Origin of the sequence: Tsukamurella sp. USMM236, assembly GCF_037148755.1 — a bacterium.
In the GTDB taxonomy this organism is placed as follows: Bacteria; Actinomycetota; Actinomycetes; order Mycobacteriales; family Mycobacteriaceae; genus Tsukamurella.
This window is the reverse complement of the sequence record NZ_JBBCSS010000008.1, coordinates 171,267-188,590: the sequence shown is the minus strand read 5'-3', so window position 1 is coordinate 188,590 and position 17,324 is coordinate 171,267. Positions and strand designations below refer to the sequence as shown.

The 17,324-nt window shown below is 69.7% G+C and carries 15 protein-coding genes; 6 read left to right on the top strand and 9 right to left on the bottom strand.

Annotation, left to right across the window (positions count from 1 at the left end; translation table 11 throughout):
• Nucleotides 1-107: 107 nt before the first annotated feature.
• Nucleotides 108-1,283 (bottom strand): FAD-dependent oxidoreductase, encoded by a 1,176-nt coding sequence (locus WFK95_RS21925; protein WP_336671968.1) that lies wholly within the window; start codon nt 1,281-1,283, stop codon nt 108-110.
• Between the two features lie 94 nt (nt 1,284-1,377).
• On the opposite strand from WFK95_RS21925, the gene WFK95_RS21920 reads away from it, so the two are divergent.
• A complete protein-coding gene (locus tag WFK95_RS21920; RefSeq protein WP_336671967.1) occupies nt 1,378-1,968 on the top strand; it encodes a TetR/AcrR family transcriptional regulator in 591 nt (196 codons plus the stop codon).
• On the opposite strand, the gene WFK95_RS21915 is transcribed toward WFK95_RS21920, so the two are convergent.
• Genes WFK95_RS21915 through WFK95_RS21905 form a run of 3 tightly spaced genes read right to left on the bottom strand, consistent with a single transcriptional unit; the run spans nt 1,955 to nt 6,019 of the window.
• A complete protein-coding gene (locus WFK95_RS21915; protein WP_336671966.1) occupies nt 1,955-3,544 on the bottom strand; it encodes an ABC transporter permease in 1,590 nt (529 codons plus the stop codon). The two genes, WFK95_RS21920 and WFK95_RS21915, sit on opposite strands and share 14 nt — an antisense overlap.
• Nucleotides 3,532-4,293, bottom strand: a complete 762-nt coding sequence (locus WFK95_RS21910; protein ID WP_336671965.1) for an ABC transporter ATP-binding protein — start codon at nt 4,291-4,293, stop codon at nt 3,532-3,534. Before WFK95_RS21910 ends, WFK95_RS21915 begins: the two co-directional genes overlap by 13 nt.
• 58 nt (nt 4,294-4,351) lie before the next feature.
• Nucleotides 4,352-6,019, bottom strand: coding sequence for an AMP-binding protein (locus tag WFK95_RS21905; RefSeq protein WP_336671964.1), 1,668 nt, complete (start codon nt 6,017-6,019; stop codon nt 4,352-4,354).
• 106 nt (nt 6,020-6,125) lie between these two features.
• On the opposite strand from WFK95_RS21905, the gene WFK95_RS21900 reads away from it, so the two are divergent.
• Genes WFK95_RS21900 through WFK95_RS21885 form a run of 4 tightly spaced genes read left to right on the top strand, consistent with a single transcriptional unit; the run spans nt 6,126 to nt 10,233 of the window.
• Nucleotides 6,126-7,649: a CoA-acylating methylmalonate-semialdehyde dehydrogenase gene (locus WFK95_RS21900; protein ID WP_336671963.1), complete on the top strand. Its 1,524-nt coding sequence runs from the start codon at nt 6,126-6,128 to the stop codon at nt 7,647-7,649.
• 9 nt (nt 7,650-7,658) lie between these two features.
• Entirely contained in the window at nt 7,659-8,822 is a 1,164-nt protein-coding gene (locus tag WFK95_RS21895; RefSeq protein ID WP_336671962.1) for an acyl-CoA dehydrogenase family protein, read from the top strand.
• A 13-nt stretch (nt 8,823-8,835) separates the two neighbouring features.
• The gene (gene mmsB / locus WFK95_RS21890) at nt 8,836-9,705 is read left to right on the top strand and encodes a 3-hydroxyisobutyrate dehydrogenase (protein WP_336671961.1); all 870 of its coding nucleotides are present in this window, start codon (nt 8,836-8,838) and stop codon (nt 9,703-9,705) included.
• Between the two features lie 27 nt (nt 9,706-9,732).
• A complete protein-coding gene (locus tag WFK95_RS21885; protein ID WP_068524523.1) occupies nt 9,733-10,233 on the top strand; it encodes a MarR family winged helix-turn-helix transcriptional regulator in 501 nt (166 codons plus the stop codon).
• On the opposite strand, the gene WFK95_RS21880 is transcribed toward WFK95_RS21885, so the two are convergent.
• Complete coding sequence (locus WFK95_RS21880; protein ID WP_336671960.1) at nt 10,217-11,659, bottom strand: MFS transporter; 1,443 nt, start codon at nt 11,657-11,659, stop codon at nt 10,217-10,219. The genes WFK95_RS21885 and WFK95_RS21880 overlap by 17 nt on opposite strands.
• 111 nt (nt 11,660-11,770) lie before the next feature.
• Between WFK95_RS21880 and WFK95_RS21875 the strand changes: the two genes are divergently transcribed.
• Nucleotides 11,771-12,601: a helix-turn-helix transcriptional regulator gene (locus WFK95_RS21875; RefSeq protein WP_336671959.1), complete on the top strand. Its 831-nt coding sequence runs from the start codon at nt 11,771-11,773 to the stop codon at nt 12,599-12,601.
• A 192-nt stretch (nt 12,602-12,793) separates the two neighbouring features.
• Here WFK95_RS21875 and WFK95_RS21870 read toward each other — a convergent pair whose 3' ends face one another.
• From WFK95_RS21870 to WFK95_RS21855, 4 genes are read right to left on the bottom strand one after another with little or no spacing between them, the layout of a single operon-like run.
• A complete protein-coding gene (locus tag WFK95_RS21870) occupies nt 12,794-13,576 on the bottom strand; it encodes a hypothetical protein (RefSeq protein WP_336671958.1) in 783 nt (260 codons plus the stop codon).
• Nucleotides 13,573-14,769 (bottom strand): DegT/DnrJ/EryC1/StrS family aminotransferase, encoded by a 1,197-nt coding sequence (locus WFK95_RS21865; protein WP_336671957.1) that lies wholly within the window; start codon nt 14,767-14,769, stop codon nt 13,573-13,575. The genes WFK95_RS21870 and WFK95_RS21865 overlap by 4 nt, the downstream gene beginning before the upstream one ends.
• A complete protein-coding gene (locus tag WFK95_RS21860) occupies nt 14,769-15,938 on the bottom strand; it encodes a sedoheptulose 7-phosphate cyclase (protein WP_336671956.1) in 1,170 nt (389 codons plus the stop codon). Before WFK95_RS21860 ends, WFK95_RS21865 begins: the two co-directional genes overlap by 1 nt.
• The gene (locus WFK95_RS21855) at nt 15,935-17,158 is read right to left on the bottom strand and encodes an MFS transporter (RefSeq protein WP_336671955.1); all 1,224 of its coding nucleotides are present in this window, start codon (nt 17,156-17,158) and stop codon (nt 15,935-15,937) included. Before WFK95_RS21855 ends, WFK95_RS21860 begins: the two co-directional genes overlap by 4 nt.
• Between the last annotated feature and the right edge of the window lie 166 nt (nt 17,159-17,324).

Below are 17,324 nucleotides of genomic sequence, written 5' to 3'. Positions count from 1 at the left end.
CGCCGGCCCCGCCGCCCCCGGTTCACGACTTAACAGCGCTAGCCCGAAGGGCTTCCTGGGGATTCGTTGTGCAGCGAGTGCGTGCTACTCGCGGGTAACCGCGTCGGTCATTGCGCCCTGCTCATCAGCCGGAGCAGTGCGGGACCCACGAGCGGCGCCGTCAGCGCTCGGATCATCAGGTCCTGCACGCCGAGGTGCAGCTTGCTCGGCGGCGCGAACCGCGCCATCCCGGCGCGCGCCTGTCGCTGGCGCTGCGCGACCTCCGGGCGCAGCCCGGCCTCCCATGCTTCCAGTGCCGCGCCGATGTCCCCGGGGTGCTCCGCGAGCGCGCGCCCCAAACGGTCTGCGCCCGCGAGGGCGAGGCCGGCGCCGTGGCCGGCGAAGAGGGAGACGCACCACGCGGCATCGCCGACCAGCACCACGCGCCCGCTGCTCCACGTGTCCATGACCACCTGGGACACGGAATCGAAGTAGCCGTCCTCGGCGCCGGCGGCCCCGCGGATCGCCTCGTGCACCGGGCCGGTGAGATCGCCGAAGTGCGCTGCGAGGGCGTCGGCGTGCGAGCCCGCCGCGTCGGCCTCGGCGGTCGGGGTGCGGTAGGTGAAGAAGGCCGACGGTGCGTGCTCACGGGGCCGGAAGACCGCCGCGGTGCGGCCCACGTCGATGAAGGTGCTCGCGGTCTGCACCGGCAGACCCTCCGGCGCGGCGTCCAGCGGGAAGGCCGCCACGGCGTGCTGCAGATCGCGGACGAACTCGGGCGCCGACCCGAAGGCGAGGTCGCGGACCCCGGAGTGCAGGCCGTCAGCGCCGACCAGCAGGTCGGCGTCGTGGACGGTGCCGTCGCTGAGCGTGACGCGGAGCCCGTCGGCCTCGTCGGCCCCGGTGACCGTCGTGCCGAACCGGATCTCGACCGCCCCGTCGAGGGCGTCGTGCAGCGCGGCCTCCAGGTCGCCCCGGAAGACGGTGAGCGCGCGGGAGCCCAAGGACTGCTCGGCGAGCGCCGCGGGCATTGTGAGCTTCGTCGAGCCGTCGGCACGGACCAGGCGCGAGGTGAAGACGCCCTGGTCGCGGGTGCGCAGGGCGGGCACCAGGCCGAGCGCATCGGCCGCGTCGAACCCCACGCCGAGGAGGTTGACGAGGTAGCCGCCGGTCCGGCGGGCCGGCGCGCGCTCGACGACGAGGACGCGGTGCCCGTCGCGGTGCAGCCGGAGCGCGGTCGCGAGGCCGGCGATCCCCGCGCCGGCGATGACGATCCGCAGGGGGTGTTCGATGTGGTCCGGCATGATTCCCTCTCGGTATGAGCGTGTGTTCATACCGAGTATGAGCGATTGTTCATACTTGGCGCAAGGACGCGGGCGCGACTCGTAGAATCGACGCATGCCCAGAGGAGTCGCGATCGACGGCGCGCGCCAGCGCCTGTTCTCGGCCGCCGAGGCTGTGATCCTCCGCGACGGGGTGGTCGGCCTGAAGGGGCGTGCGGTCACCGCGCAGGCGGGCGTCGCTACCGGGCTGCTGCACGCCCATTTCGGCGACTTCGAGGGCTTCCTCGCCGCCTATGCGGTCGACCGCAGTTTCCTGCTCGCTGCAGAACTCGGGGATGGGACGCGGTCAGAACCGGAAGCGACGGTGGCGGAATCGATCTGCGCGCAGGTCGACGCGCTGCCGCAGCCCACCGCCACCGCCTTCGCCCGACTGCTGGCCGCCCGACCGGACCTGCGCGAGCGCGCCGCCGAGGTGCTCGGCGCGGAGGCAGCCGGCTTCGAGGGGGTGACGGCGGCGGTTGCCGACGAGCTCGCGGCCGAGGTGCGTGGGGGCCGGCTGCGGGCCGGTACGCACGCCGGCGATCTCGCCTACGCCGCCGTCGGGGCGGCGCTGCGCGCCTGGTGCGCCGGCGACCCCGACGAGCGGTGGCGCAGTGCGGTGGCCGCGATCGTCGCCGCCTCCGCCGGGCCGGTCAGACCCGGGTGATCGCGTACTGGATGAGGTCGGGCCGGCTGCGGAGCCGGCCGATGGCATTCCGCCCGAGCATCCACCAGAAGGCCGCCCCGATCGCGGCGGCCGCGACGACGCCGAGCCAGCCGAGTGCGCCGGGGAGGAGTCCCGCGAGGAGCGCGCACGGCACGGTGGTGACCGCGAGGACGCCCATCGAACCGAAGGCCCAGCCGATCGCGGCGCCGCTCGACGAGTTCCGGGTGGAGAACGACATCATCTTCCGGGCCTCCGGAACCGGATAGGGCGCCGCGGCCGAAGCGAAAGCGATCAGGCCTGCGCCCACGCCGATCATGCAGATCGTCACGGCGGCGGGGATGGCTGCGCTGTCGAACGCTGCACCGCCGAAGGCGCGGACGACGACCACGGGGAGCACCGCGATCGGGGTGACGACGAGTGCCCAGGCGAGCTGCCGTCCACGGACGTCCGCCGAGGCCGCCTCGGGGATGAGCGCGATGTGCCAGAAGGATTTGCCGTCCAGCCCGTACAGATTCAGCGCCGCCATGACGGCCATGAGGAGCACCATCCAGGCGCCCCACCGGGCGTTGAACGGGAAATCGTCGAGGAACAGTGGCAGAACGCCGCTCATGACGGCGAAGGCGATCGGCGACAGGAGCTGGTAGCGCCGCCGGATGTCGCCGCCCCACAGGGAGAGCTCGCGTGCGACCACGGCGCCCCGCGGGCTTGCGCGCCACCCACCGCGCAGGTAGCCGCGCCGCTCACGGCCGCTGCGGGACGGCGTGGGCAGGGGGATCGCGCCTGCGAAGGCCCGCCGGATCAGGCGCTGCCACGCGGTGAGGAGTGCGACGTCGAGGGCGGCGAGGCCCAGGACGGCGGCGATGCCGAGGATCCACTCGCCGTGTGCGGCGCGCTCGACGGCCGCGATGCCCCAGGCGAACGGGATCGCCGTCACGATGCTGAGGCCGTCGCCGTCCGCGGCGGCGATCACGCCGTTCAGGAGGAACTGGCCCGCGTAGAGCGCGCAGAACCCGGCGACGAAGAGCAGGAGGGCCGCCTCCCGTGCGCGCCGGGTTCGAGCGGCCTGCGACAGCGCGAGCGAGATCACCCGCGACAGGGCGACGACCAGGACCAGCGTGAGGGCCGCCGCGGGCACCGCGAGGACCAGCGTGACCGGCGCCCGTGCCGCCGAGTAGCCGACGATCGACAGAAGTGCGAGTGCGCTGAGGGGGACGGGGATCCCGATCAACGAGGCCAGGAACAGTGCACGGGCGAAGGGGCCGGAGCGGAGCGGCAGGAGCGTGAACTGGCGCGGTTGCAGGGTGTTGTCGGAGAAGCCCGACAGCGCGGGCAGATACGCCCACATCACACCGAGCCCGACCAACGCGGCGCCGATGAATCCGCCGGCCGACGAGCTCCCGTCGACGCCCGCGGCCACCGCGCCGAGGACCAGCCCAATCGCGGCGCAGGTTCCCAGAACCCCGACGACGATGTTCGCCGCGAGCCGCCCGCCCGTGGATCGGCGCTTGTACAGGGTCCACTGCATCGAGGCGACGACCCGGTTCAGGCCTCCGTCGGACGCCGTCACTGCAGCCACGACAGTCCGCCCGTGTACGCCGGACCGCCGACCAGGCGGACGAACGCATCGTCGAGCGTGCCACCGGCCCGGACCTGTTCGACGGTGCCCGCCGCGGCTACCCGGCCCGCGTTGATCACCGCGACGTGGCTGCACAGCTGGTCGACGGTGGCCATGACGTGGCTCGACAGGATCACGGTGCCGCCGCCCCGCACGTATTCGACCAGGATCGAGCGGATCGTGGTGCTGGAGACCGGGTCCACGGACTCGAAGGGCTCGTCGAGCACCAGCAGTCGTGGGCTGTGCAGGAGCGCCGCGGCGAGGCCGATCTTCTTCGTCATGCCGGCGGAGTAGTCGGCGATCACCGTGCGCTCGGCGCCGGTGAGACCGAGCACGTGGAGCAGTTCGTCGCGGCGAGCCGCGATCACCTCCTCCGGCATGTCGCGGAGCCTGCCGAGGTAGGTGAGGAGTTCGCCGCCCGTGAACTGATCCGGAAGGGCCAGGCCGTCCGGAAGCACCCCGAGGAGCTGCTTCGCGCCGATCGGATCTCCCCAGACATCGATGCCGAAGACCAGGCTGCGACCGTGCGCGGGGCGTAGGAGGCCGACGGCCATTGATAGGGAGGTCGTCTTCCCCGCGCCGTTCGGGCCGACGAGGCCGAACATCGACCCTTGCGGCACCCACAGCGACACCCCGGACACCGCCGGCGTGCCTCCGAAGGCGACGTGCAGGTCTTCCAGAAGCAGGGCCGGCGGCGCGGGTGTGGTCATGCCACGACGCTAGTTCACGATCGCGAACCTGTCGATGCGGGGCCGCGGTGGATCGAGGTCAGGACTCGCGGAATTCCGCGGAGGTCAGGCCCTGCTCCTCGGCCTTGCGCAGCTCCACGCGGCGGATCTTGCCGCTGATCGTCTTCGGCAGGTCGGCGAAGGCGATGCGGCGCACGCGCTTGTAGGGCGCGAGGTGCTCGCGGCTGTAGTCGAAGATCGACTTCGCCGTGGCCTCGTCCGGCGCGTGGCCGTCGGCGAGCACGATGTACGCCTTCGGCACCGCGAGGCGCAGCTCGTCGGGCGCCGGGACGACGGCGGCCTCGGCCACCGCATCATGCTCCAGCAGAACCGATTCCAGCTCGAACGGGCTGATCTTGTAGTCGCTCGACTTGAAGACGTCGTCGGTGCGGCCGACGTAGGTCAGGTAGCCGTCCGCGTCCTTCGAGGCGACGTCGCCGGTGTGGTAGACGCCGCCGTCCATGACCTTCGCGGTCTTCTCGGCGTCGCCGTGGTAGCCGACCATGAGGCCGAGCGGCCGCGGGTCCAGGCGCAGGCAGATCTCGCCCTCGTCCACGCCCTGCTCGCCGGTGGCCGGGTCGACCAGCACCACGTCGTACCCGGGGCACGGGCGGCCCATCGACCCGTCCTTGAGCGGCTGGCCCGGCGTGTTCGCCACCTGGACCGTGGTCTCGGTCTGGCCGAAGCCGTCGCGGATCGTCACGCCCCACGCGTTCCGCACGCGGGTGATCACCTCGGGGTTGAGCGGCTCGCCGGCGCCCACGACGACGCGCGGCGGCGTGGCCAGGGCGCTGAGGTCGGCCTGGATCAGCATGCGCCACACCGTCGGCGGCGCGCAGAAGCTGGTGACGCCGGCCCGCTCCATCTGCTTCATCAGGGCGGCCGCGTCGAACCGGTTGTAGTTGTAGATGAAGACGCAGGCCTGGGCGATCCACGGCGTGAAGACGTTGCTCCACGCGTGCTTCGCCCAGCCCGGCGAGCTCACGTTGAGGTGCACGTCGCCGGGGCGCAGCCCGATCCAGTACATCGTCGACAGGTGGCCCACGGGGTAGCTCGCGTGCGTGTGCTCGACCAGCTTCGGCGCGCTCGTGGTGCCGGAGGTGAAGTACAGCAGCAGGGTGTCGTCGGCGTGGGTGACGTGCGAGGGGGTGAAGTCCGACGGTGCCGTGTACGCCGCCGCGAACGACTCCCAGCCCGGCACCGGATCGCCGATGGCGATCCGGGTGACCTGCGCGTCCGCGGGGACGCGCGCGGCGAGCTCGCTGCGCACGATGACGTGCTTCGCGCCGCCGCGGGCGATGCGGTCGGCGATGTCGCCCTCGGCGAGCAGCGTGGTCGCGGGGATGACCACGGCGCCGAGCTTGATCGCGGCGAGCATGACGTCCCAGAGCTCGACCTGGTTGCTGAGCATGAGCAGGATCCGATCGCCCGGATTCACGCCGCGCTCGCGCAGCCAGTTCGCGACCCGGTTGCTGCGCGCGCTCATCTCCGCGTAGCTGAACTTCGACTCGGAGCCGTCCTCCTCGACGATCCACAGGGCGGGGGCGTCGTTGTTCTCGGCCACCCGGTCGAACCAGTCGAGCGCGAAGTTCCACTCGTCGAGCTGCGGCCAACTGAAGCGCTCCCGCGCCGCGTCGTAGTCGTCGGCGAGCTCGACCAGCAGGTCGCGCGCGGCAAGGAAGTCTCGATACCCCTGTGTGCTAGCCACTTTCAGATCCTCCGGTTGATTACTTGGATATCCAAGTATATAGTGATGGGCAACACATCGCGCAAGGGCTTCGCGATGGACCTCGATCGAGAGAGAAGGACACACCATGGCTGACGTGCGCACCATCCCGCATTTCATCGACGGTCGTCGCGTGGAGGGCACGGGCCGCACCGCCGACGTCTTCGACCCGAGCACGGGTCAGGTGCAGGCCACCGTCCCGCTGGCGAGCACCGCCGAGGTCGACGACGTGGTCGCGCGGGCGAAGAAGGCTCAGATCGAGTGGGCCGCCTTCAACCCGCAGCGCCGCGCCCGCGTCTTCATGAAGTTCATCGACCTGGTCCACCAGAACGTCGACGAGCTCGCCTCGCTGCTCTCCAGCGAGCACGGCAAGACCGTCGCCGACGCCAAGGGTGACATCCAGCGCGGCATCGAGGTCATCGAGTTCTCGATCGGCATCCCGCACCTGCTCAAGGGGGAGTACACCGAGGGCGCCGGCACCGGCATCGACGTCTACTCGATGCGCCAGCCGCTCGGCGTCGTCGCCGGCATCACGCCCTTCAACTTCCCGGCCATGATCCCGCTGTGGAAGGCCGGCCCGGCGCTGGCCTGCGGCAACGCCTTCATCCTCAAGCCCTCCGAGCGCGATCCCTCCGTGCCCGTCCGCCTGGCCGAGCTCTTCATCGAGGCTGGCCTGCCCGAGGGTGTCTTCCAGGTCGTCCACGGCGACAAGGAGTCGGTCGACGCGCTGCTGAACAACCCCGACGTCAAGGCCGTCGGCTTCGTCGGCAGCTCGGACATCGCGCAGTACATCTACGAGACCTGCGCCAAGAACGGCAAGCGCAGCCAGGCCTTCGGCGGCGCCAAGAACCACATGGTGATCCTCCCGGACGCCGACCTGGACCAGGCTGTCGACGCCCTCATCGGCGCCGGCTACGGCTCCGCCGGCGAGCGCTGCATGGCGATCTCCGTCGCCGTCCCCGTGGGCGAGGAGACCGCGAACCGCCTGCGCGAGCGCCTCGTCGAGCGCGTGCAGCAGCTGCGCGTGGGCCACAGCCACGACCCGAAGGCCGACTACGGGCCCCTCATCACCCCGGCCGCGGTGGAGCGCACCAAGAGCTACATCCAGCAGGGCGTGGACGCCGGCGCCGATCTCGTGGTCGACGGCCGCGAGCGCACCAGCGACGAGCTCACCTTCGGCGACGCCGACCTCTCCGGCGGCAACTACCTCGGCCCGACGCTGTTCGACCACGTCACCAAGGACATGTCCATCTACACGGACGAGATCTTCGGCCCCGTGCTGTGCATCGTCCGGGCGAACACCTACGAGGAGGCCCTCGCGCTGCCCACTGAGCACGAGTACGGCAACGGCGTGGCCATCTTCACCCGCGACGGCGACGCCGCCCGCGACTTCGTCGCCCGCGTCGAGGTCGGCATGGTCGGCGTCAACGTGCCGATCCCGGTTCCCGTGGCGTACCACACCTTCGGCGGCTGGAAGCGGTCCGGCTTCGGCGACCTGAACCAGCACGGCCCGCACTCGATCCTGTTCTACACCAAGACCAAGACGGTGACCTCGCGCTGGCCCTCGGGCATCAAGGACGGCGCGGAGTTCTCCATCCCGACGATGCACTAGGAGAGGCACGTGCCCTACCCGAACCTGACGGGGGACGACCTCGCCATCGTCGAGATGGCGCGCGACTTCTCCCGCAAGCGCCTCGCGCCCTACGCGCTCGACTGGGACGCCACCAAGCACTTCCCGGTGGCGGAGATGAAGGAAGCCGGCAGCCTCGGCATGGCCGCCATCTACACCCGCGAGGACGTGGGCGGATCCGGCCTGCGCCGGCTCGACGGTGTCCGCATCTTCGAGGAGCTCGCCAAGGGTGATCCCGTGACCGCGGCGTTCATCTCGATCCACAACATGTGCACGTGGATGGTCGACACCTACGGCTCCGAGGAGCAGCGGCAGGAGTGGATCCCCAAGCTCGCGCCGATGGACGTGATGGCCAGCTACTGCCTCACCGAGCCGGGGGCCGGCTCGGACGCGGCCTCGCTGACCACCAAGGCCGACCGCGACGGCGACGACTTCGTGCTCAACGGGACGAAGCAGTTCATCTCCGGCGGCGGCGCGTCCGACCTGTACGTGGTCATGGCGCGCAGCGAGGGAGAGGGTGCCCGCGGCATCTCGACCTTCCTGGTGGACAAGGGAACCCCCGGTCTCTCCTTCGGCCCGCCCGAGGTGAAGATGGGCTGGCACAGCCAGCCCACCACCCAGGTGATCTTCGAGAACGTCCGGATCCCCGCTTCGCGCATGCTGGGCGGGACCGACGGTGCCGGCAAGGGTTTCGGCATCGCCATGAACGGGCTCAACGGCGGCCGCCTGAACATCGCCGCCTGCTCCCTGGGCGGCGCGCAGGCCGCGTACGACCTCGCCCTGCGCTACATGACGGAGCGCGAGACGTTCGGCCGCAAGCTGATCGACGAGCCGACCATCCGGTTCACGCTCGCCGACATGGCCACCTCGCTCGAGGCCTCCCGCCTGATCCTGTGGCGCGCGGCCACCGCGCTCGACGAGAACGACCCCGACAAGGTCGAGCTCTGCGCCATGGCGAAGAAGTTCGTCACCGAGACCTGCTACCAGGTCGCCGACCAGGCGCTGCAGCTGCACGGCGGCTACGGCTACCTGCACGAGACCGGCGTCGAGAAGATCGTCCGCGACCTGCGGGTGAACCGGATCCTCGAGGGCACCAACGAGATCATGCGGATGGTGATCGGCCGCGCCGAGGCCGCCCGCATCCAGGGCAAGTAGGAGGCACACCTTCATGAGCACGATCGCATTCCTCGGCCTCGGCCACATGGGCGGCCCGATGGCGAAGAACCTCGTCGCGGCCGGCCACACCGTGCGCGGCTTCGACCTCGTCCCCGCGGCGCAGGACGCGGCCCGCGCGGCCGGCGTCACCGTGATCGACACCGCCGAGGAGGCCGTGACCGGCGCCGACGCCGTGGTCACCATGCTGCCCAACGGCGGCATCGTGAAGGCCGTGTACGAGTCGGTCCTCCCGCACGCCGCGCCGGGCACGCTGTTCATCGACAGCTCCACCATCTCCGTCGACGACGCCCGCGCGGTGCACGCGCTGGCCGAGGCCGCCGGGATGAAGCAGGTGGACGCGCCCGTCTCGGGCGGCGTCAAGGGCGCCGACGCCGGCACCCTCGCCTTCATGGTGGGCGGCGACGACGCCGCCTTCGCCGCGGCCCAGCCCGTGCTGGATCCGATGGCGGGCAAGGTGATCCACTGCGGCGGCTCCGGTAACGGGCAGGCCGCCAAGGTCTGCAACAACATGATCCTCGCGGTCCAGCAGATCGTCGTGGGCGAGGCCTTCGTCCTCGCGGAGAAGCTGGGCCTGGCGGATCAGGCGCTGTACGACGTGGTCACCGGCGCCACCGGCAACTGCTGGTCGCTGCACACCAACTGCCCCGTGCCGGGGCCGGTGGCGGGGGCACCGTCGGGCAACGAGTTCAAGCCCGGCTTCGCGACCGCCCTGATGAACAAGGATCTGGGGCTGGCCATGGACGCCGTGGCGTCCACCGGCTCGAGCGCGCCGCTCGGCTCGCACGCCGCCGAGCTGTACTCTGCGTTCGCGCAGGACAACGGCGGCCTGGACTTCAGTGCGATCATTCAGACGCTGAGGTAGCGATTCACAACGAGGAAGGCGGGCGCGATGGCTGAACCGGACCCCCGGGACCCGATCGCGCGTGCCCGCCGCAACTGGGAGGACGCGGGCTGGGGCGGCGACGTCGCCTCCGGCATGGAGGCGGTGACGTCCGTGATGCGGGCGCACCAGATCCTGCTCGCGCGGATCGAGACGGCCCTCAAGCCCTTCCGCCTGTCGTTCTCCCGGTTCGAGCTGCTGCGGCTGCTCGCCTTCACCAAGCGCGGCGAACTGCCGATCTCGAAGGCGAGCACCCGGCTGCAGGTGCACGTCTCGTCGGTGACCCACGCGATCGACCGGCTGGGCGAGGCAGGGCTGGTCGAGCGCAAGCCTCACCCCACCGACGGCCGCACCACCCTCGTCGCCATCACCCCGGACGGCCGGGAACTGGTGGAGAAGGCGACGGTCGTGCTCAACGACGTCTTCTCCGACATCGGCATGCCTGACGACGAGTCCGCCGCGCTGGTGGGCGCGATCCGCTCGCTGCGCCGCTTCAACGGCGACTTCTGACCGCCGCCGCCGGAACCGGGGACTCCGTGACGCCGGTCGACGGTGCGCGGTGCAAGGTCCGCGCACACGTTGCGAAGGCGATCGCGAGTCCCGCGTGCACCAGCAGGATCAGCGCGAAGGCGTACTGCGCGGGCATGCCGCCGGCCAGCGCCGTGTAGCCCGTCCCGAGCGTCGCGACGCCGAGCGCGAACGCCGCCTGCTGCGCAGTCGACACCAGCCCGCCGGTGAGCCCGGCGATCCGGTCGGGCACCGCCCCCATGATCGCCCCGACCAGCGGCCCGAACTGCATCGCCTGGGCGGCGCCCACGAGGATCAGGGCGGGCTGCACCGCCCACGCCCAGACCTGCGGGGCCGCGAGTCCGCTCGCCGCGAGCGCCACCAGCCCCGCGGCGTTGAGCAGCGCCCCCACCGGCATCGTCCGCGCGCCGAGGCGGCGATGGATCCCCGGCTGCGCCAGCGAGACGGCCACGAAGGCGGCACCGTACGGAACCAGGGCCAGGCCCGACGCCATCGGGCTCATCCCCAGTGCGTGCTCGCTCACCAGGGCGTACTCGAAGACCAGGGTGCCGTAGCCGGAGAAGAACAGCAGCGCCATGAGCAGGCCGACCCGGATCGGCCGGTGCGCGAACACCGAGGGCGGCAGCATCGGCGCACCGCCCGCGGCCTCCCCGCGACGCTGCGATGACCAGAACGCCGCGCCGGCCCCGACGGCGACGACGAGCAGTACCCACGAGACCGGCGGCCAGCCCAGCGTGCCGCCCACCGAGAGCCCGACCAGCAGCGCGAGCAGTGCCACCGTCAGCAGCGCCGTGCCCCGGTAGTCCAGCGGCAGCCGACGCTCGGCGCGGGTCTCCGGCACCGCACGGGCGGCGGCCGCGGCGAACCCGGCGATGACCGCCGCGGACCACCACACGGCCCGCCAGCCGAGCCCGGCCGGATCCCACGCCAGCAGCGCGCCGCCGAGCACCTGCCCGCCGCAGAAGCCGAGCCCCGCGGTCGCTGCGATCACCGCGATCGCCCGGCGCCGCGCCTCGCCCGCGGCGGTGGCCTGCACCGTCGAGAGGACCTGCGGGGTGAAGGCCGCCGCGCCGATGCCCTGCACCGCGCGCAGCACGATGAGCGAGGTGACGTCCGGCGCGAAGCCCGCTGCGACGGAGGCGATCCCGACGGCGATGAGGCCCGCGACGAAGACCCGTCGCCGCCCGCGGTTGTCGCCGAGGCGGCCGAAAAGGATGAGCGCGGTCGCGAAGGTCGCCGAGAACGCCGCCAGGATCAGCGTCTGCTGCGCCGGGGAGGCGGCGAGCCGCCGGGCCACCTCCGGGACCGCCACGTTCGCCGACGCGAACAGGAACGTCGTGAGGAAGTAGGCGACGCCGAGGACGGCGAGCCCCGGGCGGGTCAGGCGGGGGTGGGGAGCGGAGGTCATGGCTCGACGGTGCTCCACCGCCATCCGGGTATCCAGACCGTGTGGATCCTAGTAGTGACACCACCGGGCTGGCGGCGCCGCGACGGCCTCGCGGCGGGGGATACTCGGTGCATGGGCACCCGCAACAACGCCGAGTTGGCGCGCTTCCTGCGCACCAGGCGCGAGCAGGTGACGCCGCAGCAGGTGGGGCTGGCGGCCGGCGGGCGGCGGCGCACGCCCGGGCTGCGCCGGGAGGAGGTCGCGGCGCGGGCCAGCGTGGGTACCACCTGGTACACGTGGGTCGAGCAGGGGCGCGATGTGAACCCCAGCCCGGAGGTGCTGTGCGCCGTCGCCGACGCGCTCCTGCTGGATCCGGGGGAGCGGAACCACGTCCTGCGGCTGGCCGGCCATCAGCCCGGGCCTCCGGCAGCGGATACCGTCGCGGACACCGTCCAGCCCGTCCTCGACGCGCTCCTGCCCAACCCCGCCGTGGTGCTCAACGCGCGCGGCGACATGGTCCGCTACAACCGCGCCTTCCGCTTCCTCATCACCGACGTCGAGGAGTTCGCCCCGGAGGACCGGAACTGCCTGTGGCTCGACTTCACCGACGAGCTCTGGCTCGGCGCTTACGCAGCGGACCGGCAGGAGCTCGAGGCCGTCGTGGCGCGGACCCGGGCGATCTACGCCGGCAGCCACGCCGACCCGTCGTGGAAGCCGCTGCTCGACCGGCTGCAGGCGGCCTCGCCGCTGTTCGCGCAGCTGTGGCACGCGGGCCTGGTGCTGGACGCCGCCGACTGGGAGAAGACGATCCGCAACCCGCGGGTGGGGGAGCTGCGCCTGCAGGTGAGCACCTTCAACCTGCGCGACCGGCCCTCTCTGCGGATGCTGACCTACCTCCCGCGCGACGTGGAGACCCGCGAAAGGCTGACCCGGATCGTCCCGCCGGAGTATCGCGGAGCGTGACTCCCGGCGAGACCGCCGGCCGGGCTGTGATCGGCGCCGCGCACTTAAGTGGGAGCAGCCTCCTGACGGTGCTCCCACTTAAGCCGCAAGGATCACTCACGATTAGGCGCGGCGATACTGTCACCACCAATTGCTCCCGTCCCATCCACCTGTCGCGGGGCGGGGCGATAGCGGCTAGATGGGCGGGTACACCTAGACGGGGATGTCGACGGTCACCGTCAGTCCCAAGGAGTCAAGCGTGTGCGCCTCAGATTCGGGAGGCGGGAAGGAGAGGCTGACGGCGGTGTGACCTGTGGCTCCTGGCGCGGGTGCCTTGGTGCGTTGCGGTGCGCCGTGGATGGCGGTGACGTCGTGCTGGAAGAGCTCGAGGTTGATGTCGCCGAGTCGGACCATCGCCATGCGCAGGGTGTCGATGGCGGGCACCTGGAACTGCTCGAGCATGAACGTCTGTTCTGCGTCCGCGACCGATCCTAGGATGTGACTGCCTCCGATCGACTCGAGCGCGGCGACGGCCGCGCTGAGGTCAGTGACGACGAATCCAACGTGGTCGAGGTCGATCACAGTGGGGATCGCGGCGGTCGGATCAGGATCGGGATGGGTCGCCAACCGGCTGACCTGTTCCGAGGGGTGCCCGGGCGCCCATTGCTGGATTTCGAAGTATCCTCCCCAGGGGGATCGGAAGTATTGCCAATGGAAGTCGGTGAGTGGACCGCTGTCGATGTGCATCGGGCGGCCGAGGACGGCGACTCCCTCCTCACGTAGATAGGAGCTGGCTGCGTTGATGTCTGTTACTCGGAGGCAGAAGTGGCTGCAGCCAGCGTCGATTACGCGCGGCATAGTTGTGTAGGTTTCGCTGTCCGACAGCGCCTGTCGAAAGTGAAGCAGGTCGGCCGCCCTGGTACCCGCTAGGTTTCGAAACCAGGCAGCCGCGTGGTCGGGTTCTGGGACTGCGACGGTGAATCCGGTGATGGTCATGCGTAGCTCCCTGAGATCGTGGCGGAGGTGGCGACCGCGTTGGCGAATTCAGCAGCGATGGCGTTGATCTCGTCGTTGGTGCTGTTGGGATGGATCCCGTATCCGGAGCCGAGGTGTCCGTCGCTGACTCCTACGGACAGTGCAATCGACCTTTCCAGGAGATCGTCTGTGCGTGGAAGGGCGCCGCGTTGTGCGCGGTCACCGAGCTGAATCATGTTGGCGTAGAAATGACGCCCTGAGTCGTCGAGCGTCTTAGAGCCCAATTTGGTGGCGGTCCGCTGCGCGTGCGCCTGTTCGTCGAAGGTGATGACAACGACGTTGCCTGTGTCGCCAGCGGCGTCGTTGCTTGGCCGGAGGTGGGCGGTCGCAGGGACTTCGAGCGCCTCGAGGAGGCGATCACGCGCGTCTCGGACCTCGTGAAGCACCTCGTCGAGCTTGTCGAGTTGTGCGCATCCGATTGCGGCGGACAGCTCCGGCATCCGCAGGTTCAGCCCGAATGTCGGCTTGTATCCGTCGGGTTCATTGCCGAGTTCGCGTCCGGGAGGCCATCCCTGATCTTGGAAGGCGTACCCGGCGTAGTAGTCGCGGTATCGAGAGAACAGTGCGACACCTCCTTCACCTGTCGTGATCACCTTGTACGGGTTGAAGGAGAAGGCGCCAGCATCGCCAACTGTACCGAGTGAGCGTCCCTTGTAGCTGCCCCCGAAGGACTGTGCGGCGTCCTCGACCAGCGCAAGGCTGTTGTCGTCAGCGATCGTGCGCAGCGCATCGAGGTCGCATGGGGCGCCGAGCATGTGCACGGCGACAATCGCCTTCGTTCGGGAAGTGATTCGCGCGGCGACATCGGCGGGATCGAGGGTGAGGGTGCCGTTGATCTCGGCCAGGATCGGTGTGGCTCCCAAGTGAGCGATGGCGCCGATCGACGCGACGTAGGTGTAGCCGGGAACGATCACTTCGTCGCCGGTTCCGATGCCGAGCCCGGCTAGTGCTGTCACCAGAGCGGAGGTGCCGCTGTTGACGGCGACGGCGTGCGGGCTGTCGAGTCTTACGCTGATGTTCGTTTCGAATCGGCGTACCCATGATTGATTCTCTGGGTCGGCGAAGAGATAGCGGGTGAGCGCCCAGGTGGACAGCACGTCCTCTGCGTTCGACCTCTCGCTTTGGCCGATCTTGTCGTATCCGGGCCCGGGCATCAGCGAGCTCCGTTCAGGTTGGCGAGACGGGCTGCTGCGGCCTCAAGTTCGTTGCTGCTGACGTCCTGGGTGAATCCGCACGCTCCGATGCCGTCGAGGATCGGCAGATTCAGGGCGCCGCCGCGGTGCAGGCGTGACTCGGCGAGGGCATGTCGGTGAACCTCGACGTCGAGGAACATGGGATGGAGCGTGGGGAGACCGACCTGGGTCATGACCGCGTGGATGCGCTCGACGTCCTGCTTGGAGATCCGTCCTCTCTGCTCGGCGATCGCTGCGGTGAAGAGGCAGTCGATTGCGACCGCTTCGCCGTGCAGGAGGTCGGGGACGACGGCCATTTCGATGGGAGGGCTGAAGATGTGGCCGTAGTCGACGATGCGCTGCAGGTCACGCTCCCATAGGTTGTCGCGGAGTTCGGTGTGCATGCCGACGATGGCTCGTTCGATGACTGCGTGCGCTTGCGGGTGCTGAAATGCGGTGGCGACGAGCTCGTTGCCGTGTTGCTCGAGGAGATCGAAGAGGGTTGCGTCCTTGATCAGGGCCATCTTGAGGATCTCGCCGCAGGCGTTGGAGATCTGCCGTTCAGGCAGGCTCGCGAGGAGAGTGCTGTCGATGAAGGTCTGCTCTGCGGGGTGGAAGGAGCCGAGGCGGTTTCGTGCGCCTCGGTGGTTGACGCCGGTCTTCGCTGAGACGCACCCGTCGACCACGCCCAGGAGCGTCGTGGGGATTCTGATCCACGGGATGCCTCGCCGGTAGATGCTGGCGGCGAATCCGACGATGTCGAGAAGGACGTTGCCTCCGATCCCGATGACCGCGTTGCCGGTTCGTTTGACGCCGACAGTGTCAAGAAACTCGACCACGGCGAGGACACTGTCTATGTCCTTGCGCGCCTCGCCGGACGGCAGAGTCAGTACGTGGGCGTCGATCTCGTGGGCTGCGAAGTAGGCGGAAATTCGTTCGCGGAGGTTCTCAGGCAGTGCGCCATCGACGACGATCGCGCGGCGCTCTCCGAGGCTGCTGGCGCGGTGGTTATCTGCGAGCAGCGTGTTCTCCTGCGCGAACAAGTTGTCGGAGACGTCGAGCCGGTATCGGATATCGAGCACAGCAGTGGTGTCGAGTGACAGGGTCAGTCCCTCGGTGGTGGCGGGTGCGTCGGGGAGTGTCGTGGTCACAGGTCTGCCTCTCGAAGAGTGGAGTACGAAAGTTCAGGTGAGTCGGTTGAGTCCGTTGATGATTCCGGTGCGCTGCGCGCGGCGAACCAGACAATGACGGCGGCTACGACCGTGATCAGCGATCCGACCAGCAGGGTCGGAGCCAGCGCACCTGTCCCGTAGGCGCCGATGAGTGCGCCGAGGAGAGGCGGACAGAAGACGGCGCCGGCCATTGCGCCGGCGATGACGTAGGCGAAGGCGGATCCTTGGGCGTAGCCGGTGGTCATGAGCCAGTTGAGGCCGTTCGGGAAGATCGGTCCGATGAAGAGGCCTGCGAGCAGGTAGGCCCAGATTGTTGCTGGCTCGTAGAATGCGAGCGCGACGGCGAAGGTCATGCCGACGGCGCTGACGATGACTACCGTCGCCGGTGAGACGCGGTGCGCGATCGGTGCGACGGCGAAGCGGCCGACGACCATGGCGAGCCAGTATCCCGAGGTCGCCAAGCCGCCGACGGCGGCGCTGTGACCGAGGTCGAGTAGACGGCTCGGTTCCCAACTGCCGATACCGGATTGCACCGCGAAGTGCGCGATGTAGAGCACAAGCAGCCCACCGACCACGCCGACGACTACGCGGCGAGGAGCCTTGGCCGCCGCGGTAGGGGGAGCCGATTCTGCGGCGTCTGCAGGTGTGGGCCGCGGCGCCAGTCCGCGCATGGTCACAGCCGCACCGAGCCCAAGGACGGCGACGCCGGCAAAGACGAAGCGGTAGTTTTCGGCCCCGATTCCGGCGATCACCGCCGGTGCGACGACAGTTCCGATGCCGAAGCACGCATGGGCGACATTGACGAGAGCCGGTCCGCGTTCACCATGTCCGATCAGGAAGAGCTGCGTGATCAAAGCGTCGCAGCCGCCCAAACCGAGTCCGGCGATCACGGCACCGATCAAGGTCAGTGACCAGGTCGGTGCGCCCGCGATCAAGCACGAGCCGACGACAATCAACAGCAGAGAGCTGGCAACGGCGAACTGGTTTCCGCGACGGCGAAGAACCGGCTGAGCCGCCAGCACGCCCACCACGGCGCCGACGGACTGTACCGCCAGGCCGCTTCCTGCGGCGGCATCAGAGAGCCCGAACTTGTCCTTGAGCTCCGGGATGGCCGGGCCGTAAGCAGCAAGCAGACCTCCCACCCCGACCATCGCAACGCACGCACCGGCGGTCGCTGATCTGCTGAACAACTGAGTCATGTATTCCCCCTAACATCATGTAACCTCATGAACTGAAGACCTTAAGAGCTGCCCTTTGAACGTAAACGAAGTCACCGGCGGTGGCGACTCATGTGACTCGAATCACTGGCCCAGAAGTGGGCTCGTCTGGTTCGGGTCCCACGGAGTGATACCTTCAGCCGGCGAC

Bases quoted from the DNA above. Each gene is read 5' to 3' on its own strand.
- WFK95_RS21870 (WP_336671958.1), bottom strand. From the start codon at position 13,576: ATGACCATCACCGGATTCACCGTCGCAGTCCCAGAACCCGACCACGCG.
- WFK95_RS21875 (WP_336671959.1), top strand. From the start codon at position 11,771: ATGGGCACCCGCAACAACGCCGAGTTGGCGCGCTTCCTGCGCACCAGG.
- WFK95_RS21925 (WP_336671968.1), bottom strand. From the start codon at position 1,283: ATGCCGGACCACATCGAACACCCCCTGCGGATCGTCATCGCCGGCGCG.
- WFK95_RS21900 (WP_336671963.1), top strand. From the start codon at position 6,126: ATGGCTGACGTGCGCACCATCCCGCATTTCATCGACGGTCGTCGCGTG.
- WFK95_RS21855 (WP_336671955.1), bottom strand. From the start codon at position 17,158: ATGACTCAGTTGTTCAGCAGATCAGCGACCGCCGGTGCGTGCGTTGCG.
- WFK95_RS21920 (WP_336671967.1), top strand. From the start codon at position 1,378: ATGCCCAGAGGAGTCGCGATCGACGGCGCGCGCCAGCGCCTGTTCTCG.
- WFK95_RS21880 (WP_336671960.1), bottom strand. From the start codon at position 11,659: ATGACCTCCGCTCCCCACCCCCGCCTGACCCGCCCGGGGCTCGCCGTC.
- WFK95_RS21865 (WP_336671957.1), bottom strand. From the start codon at position 14,769: ATGCCCGGGCCCGGATACGACAAGATCGGCCAAAGCGAGAGGTCGAAC.
- mmsB (WP_336671961.1), top strand. From the start codon at position 8,836: ATGAGCACGATCGCATTCCTCGGCCTCGGCCACATGGGCGGCCCGATG.
- WFK95_RS21910 (WP_336671965.1), bottom strand. From the start codon at position 4,293: ATGACCACACCCGCGCCGCCGGCCCTGCTTCTGGAAGACCTGCACGTC.
- WFK95_RS21885 (WP_068524523.1), top strand. From the start codon at position 9,733: ATGGCTGAACCGGACCCCCGGGACCCGATCGCGCGTGCCCGCCGCAAC.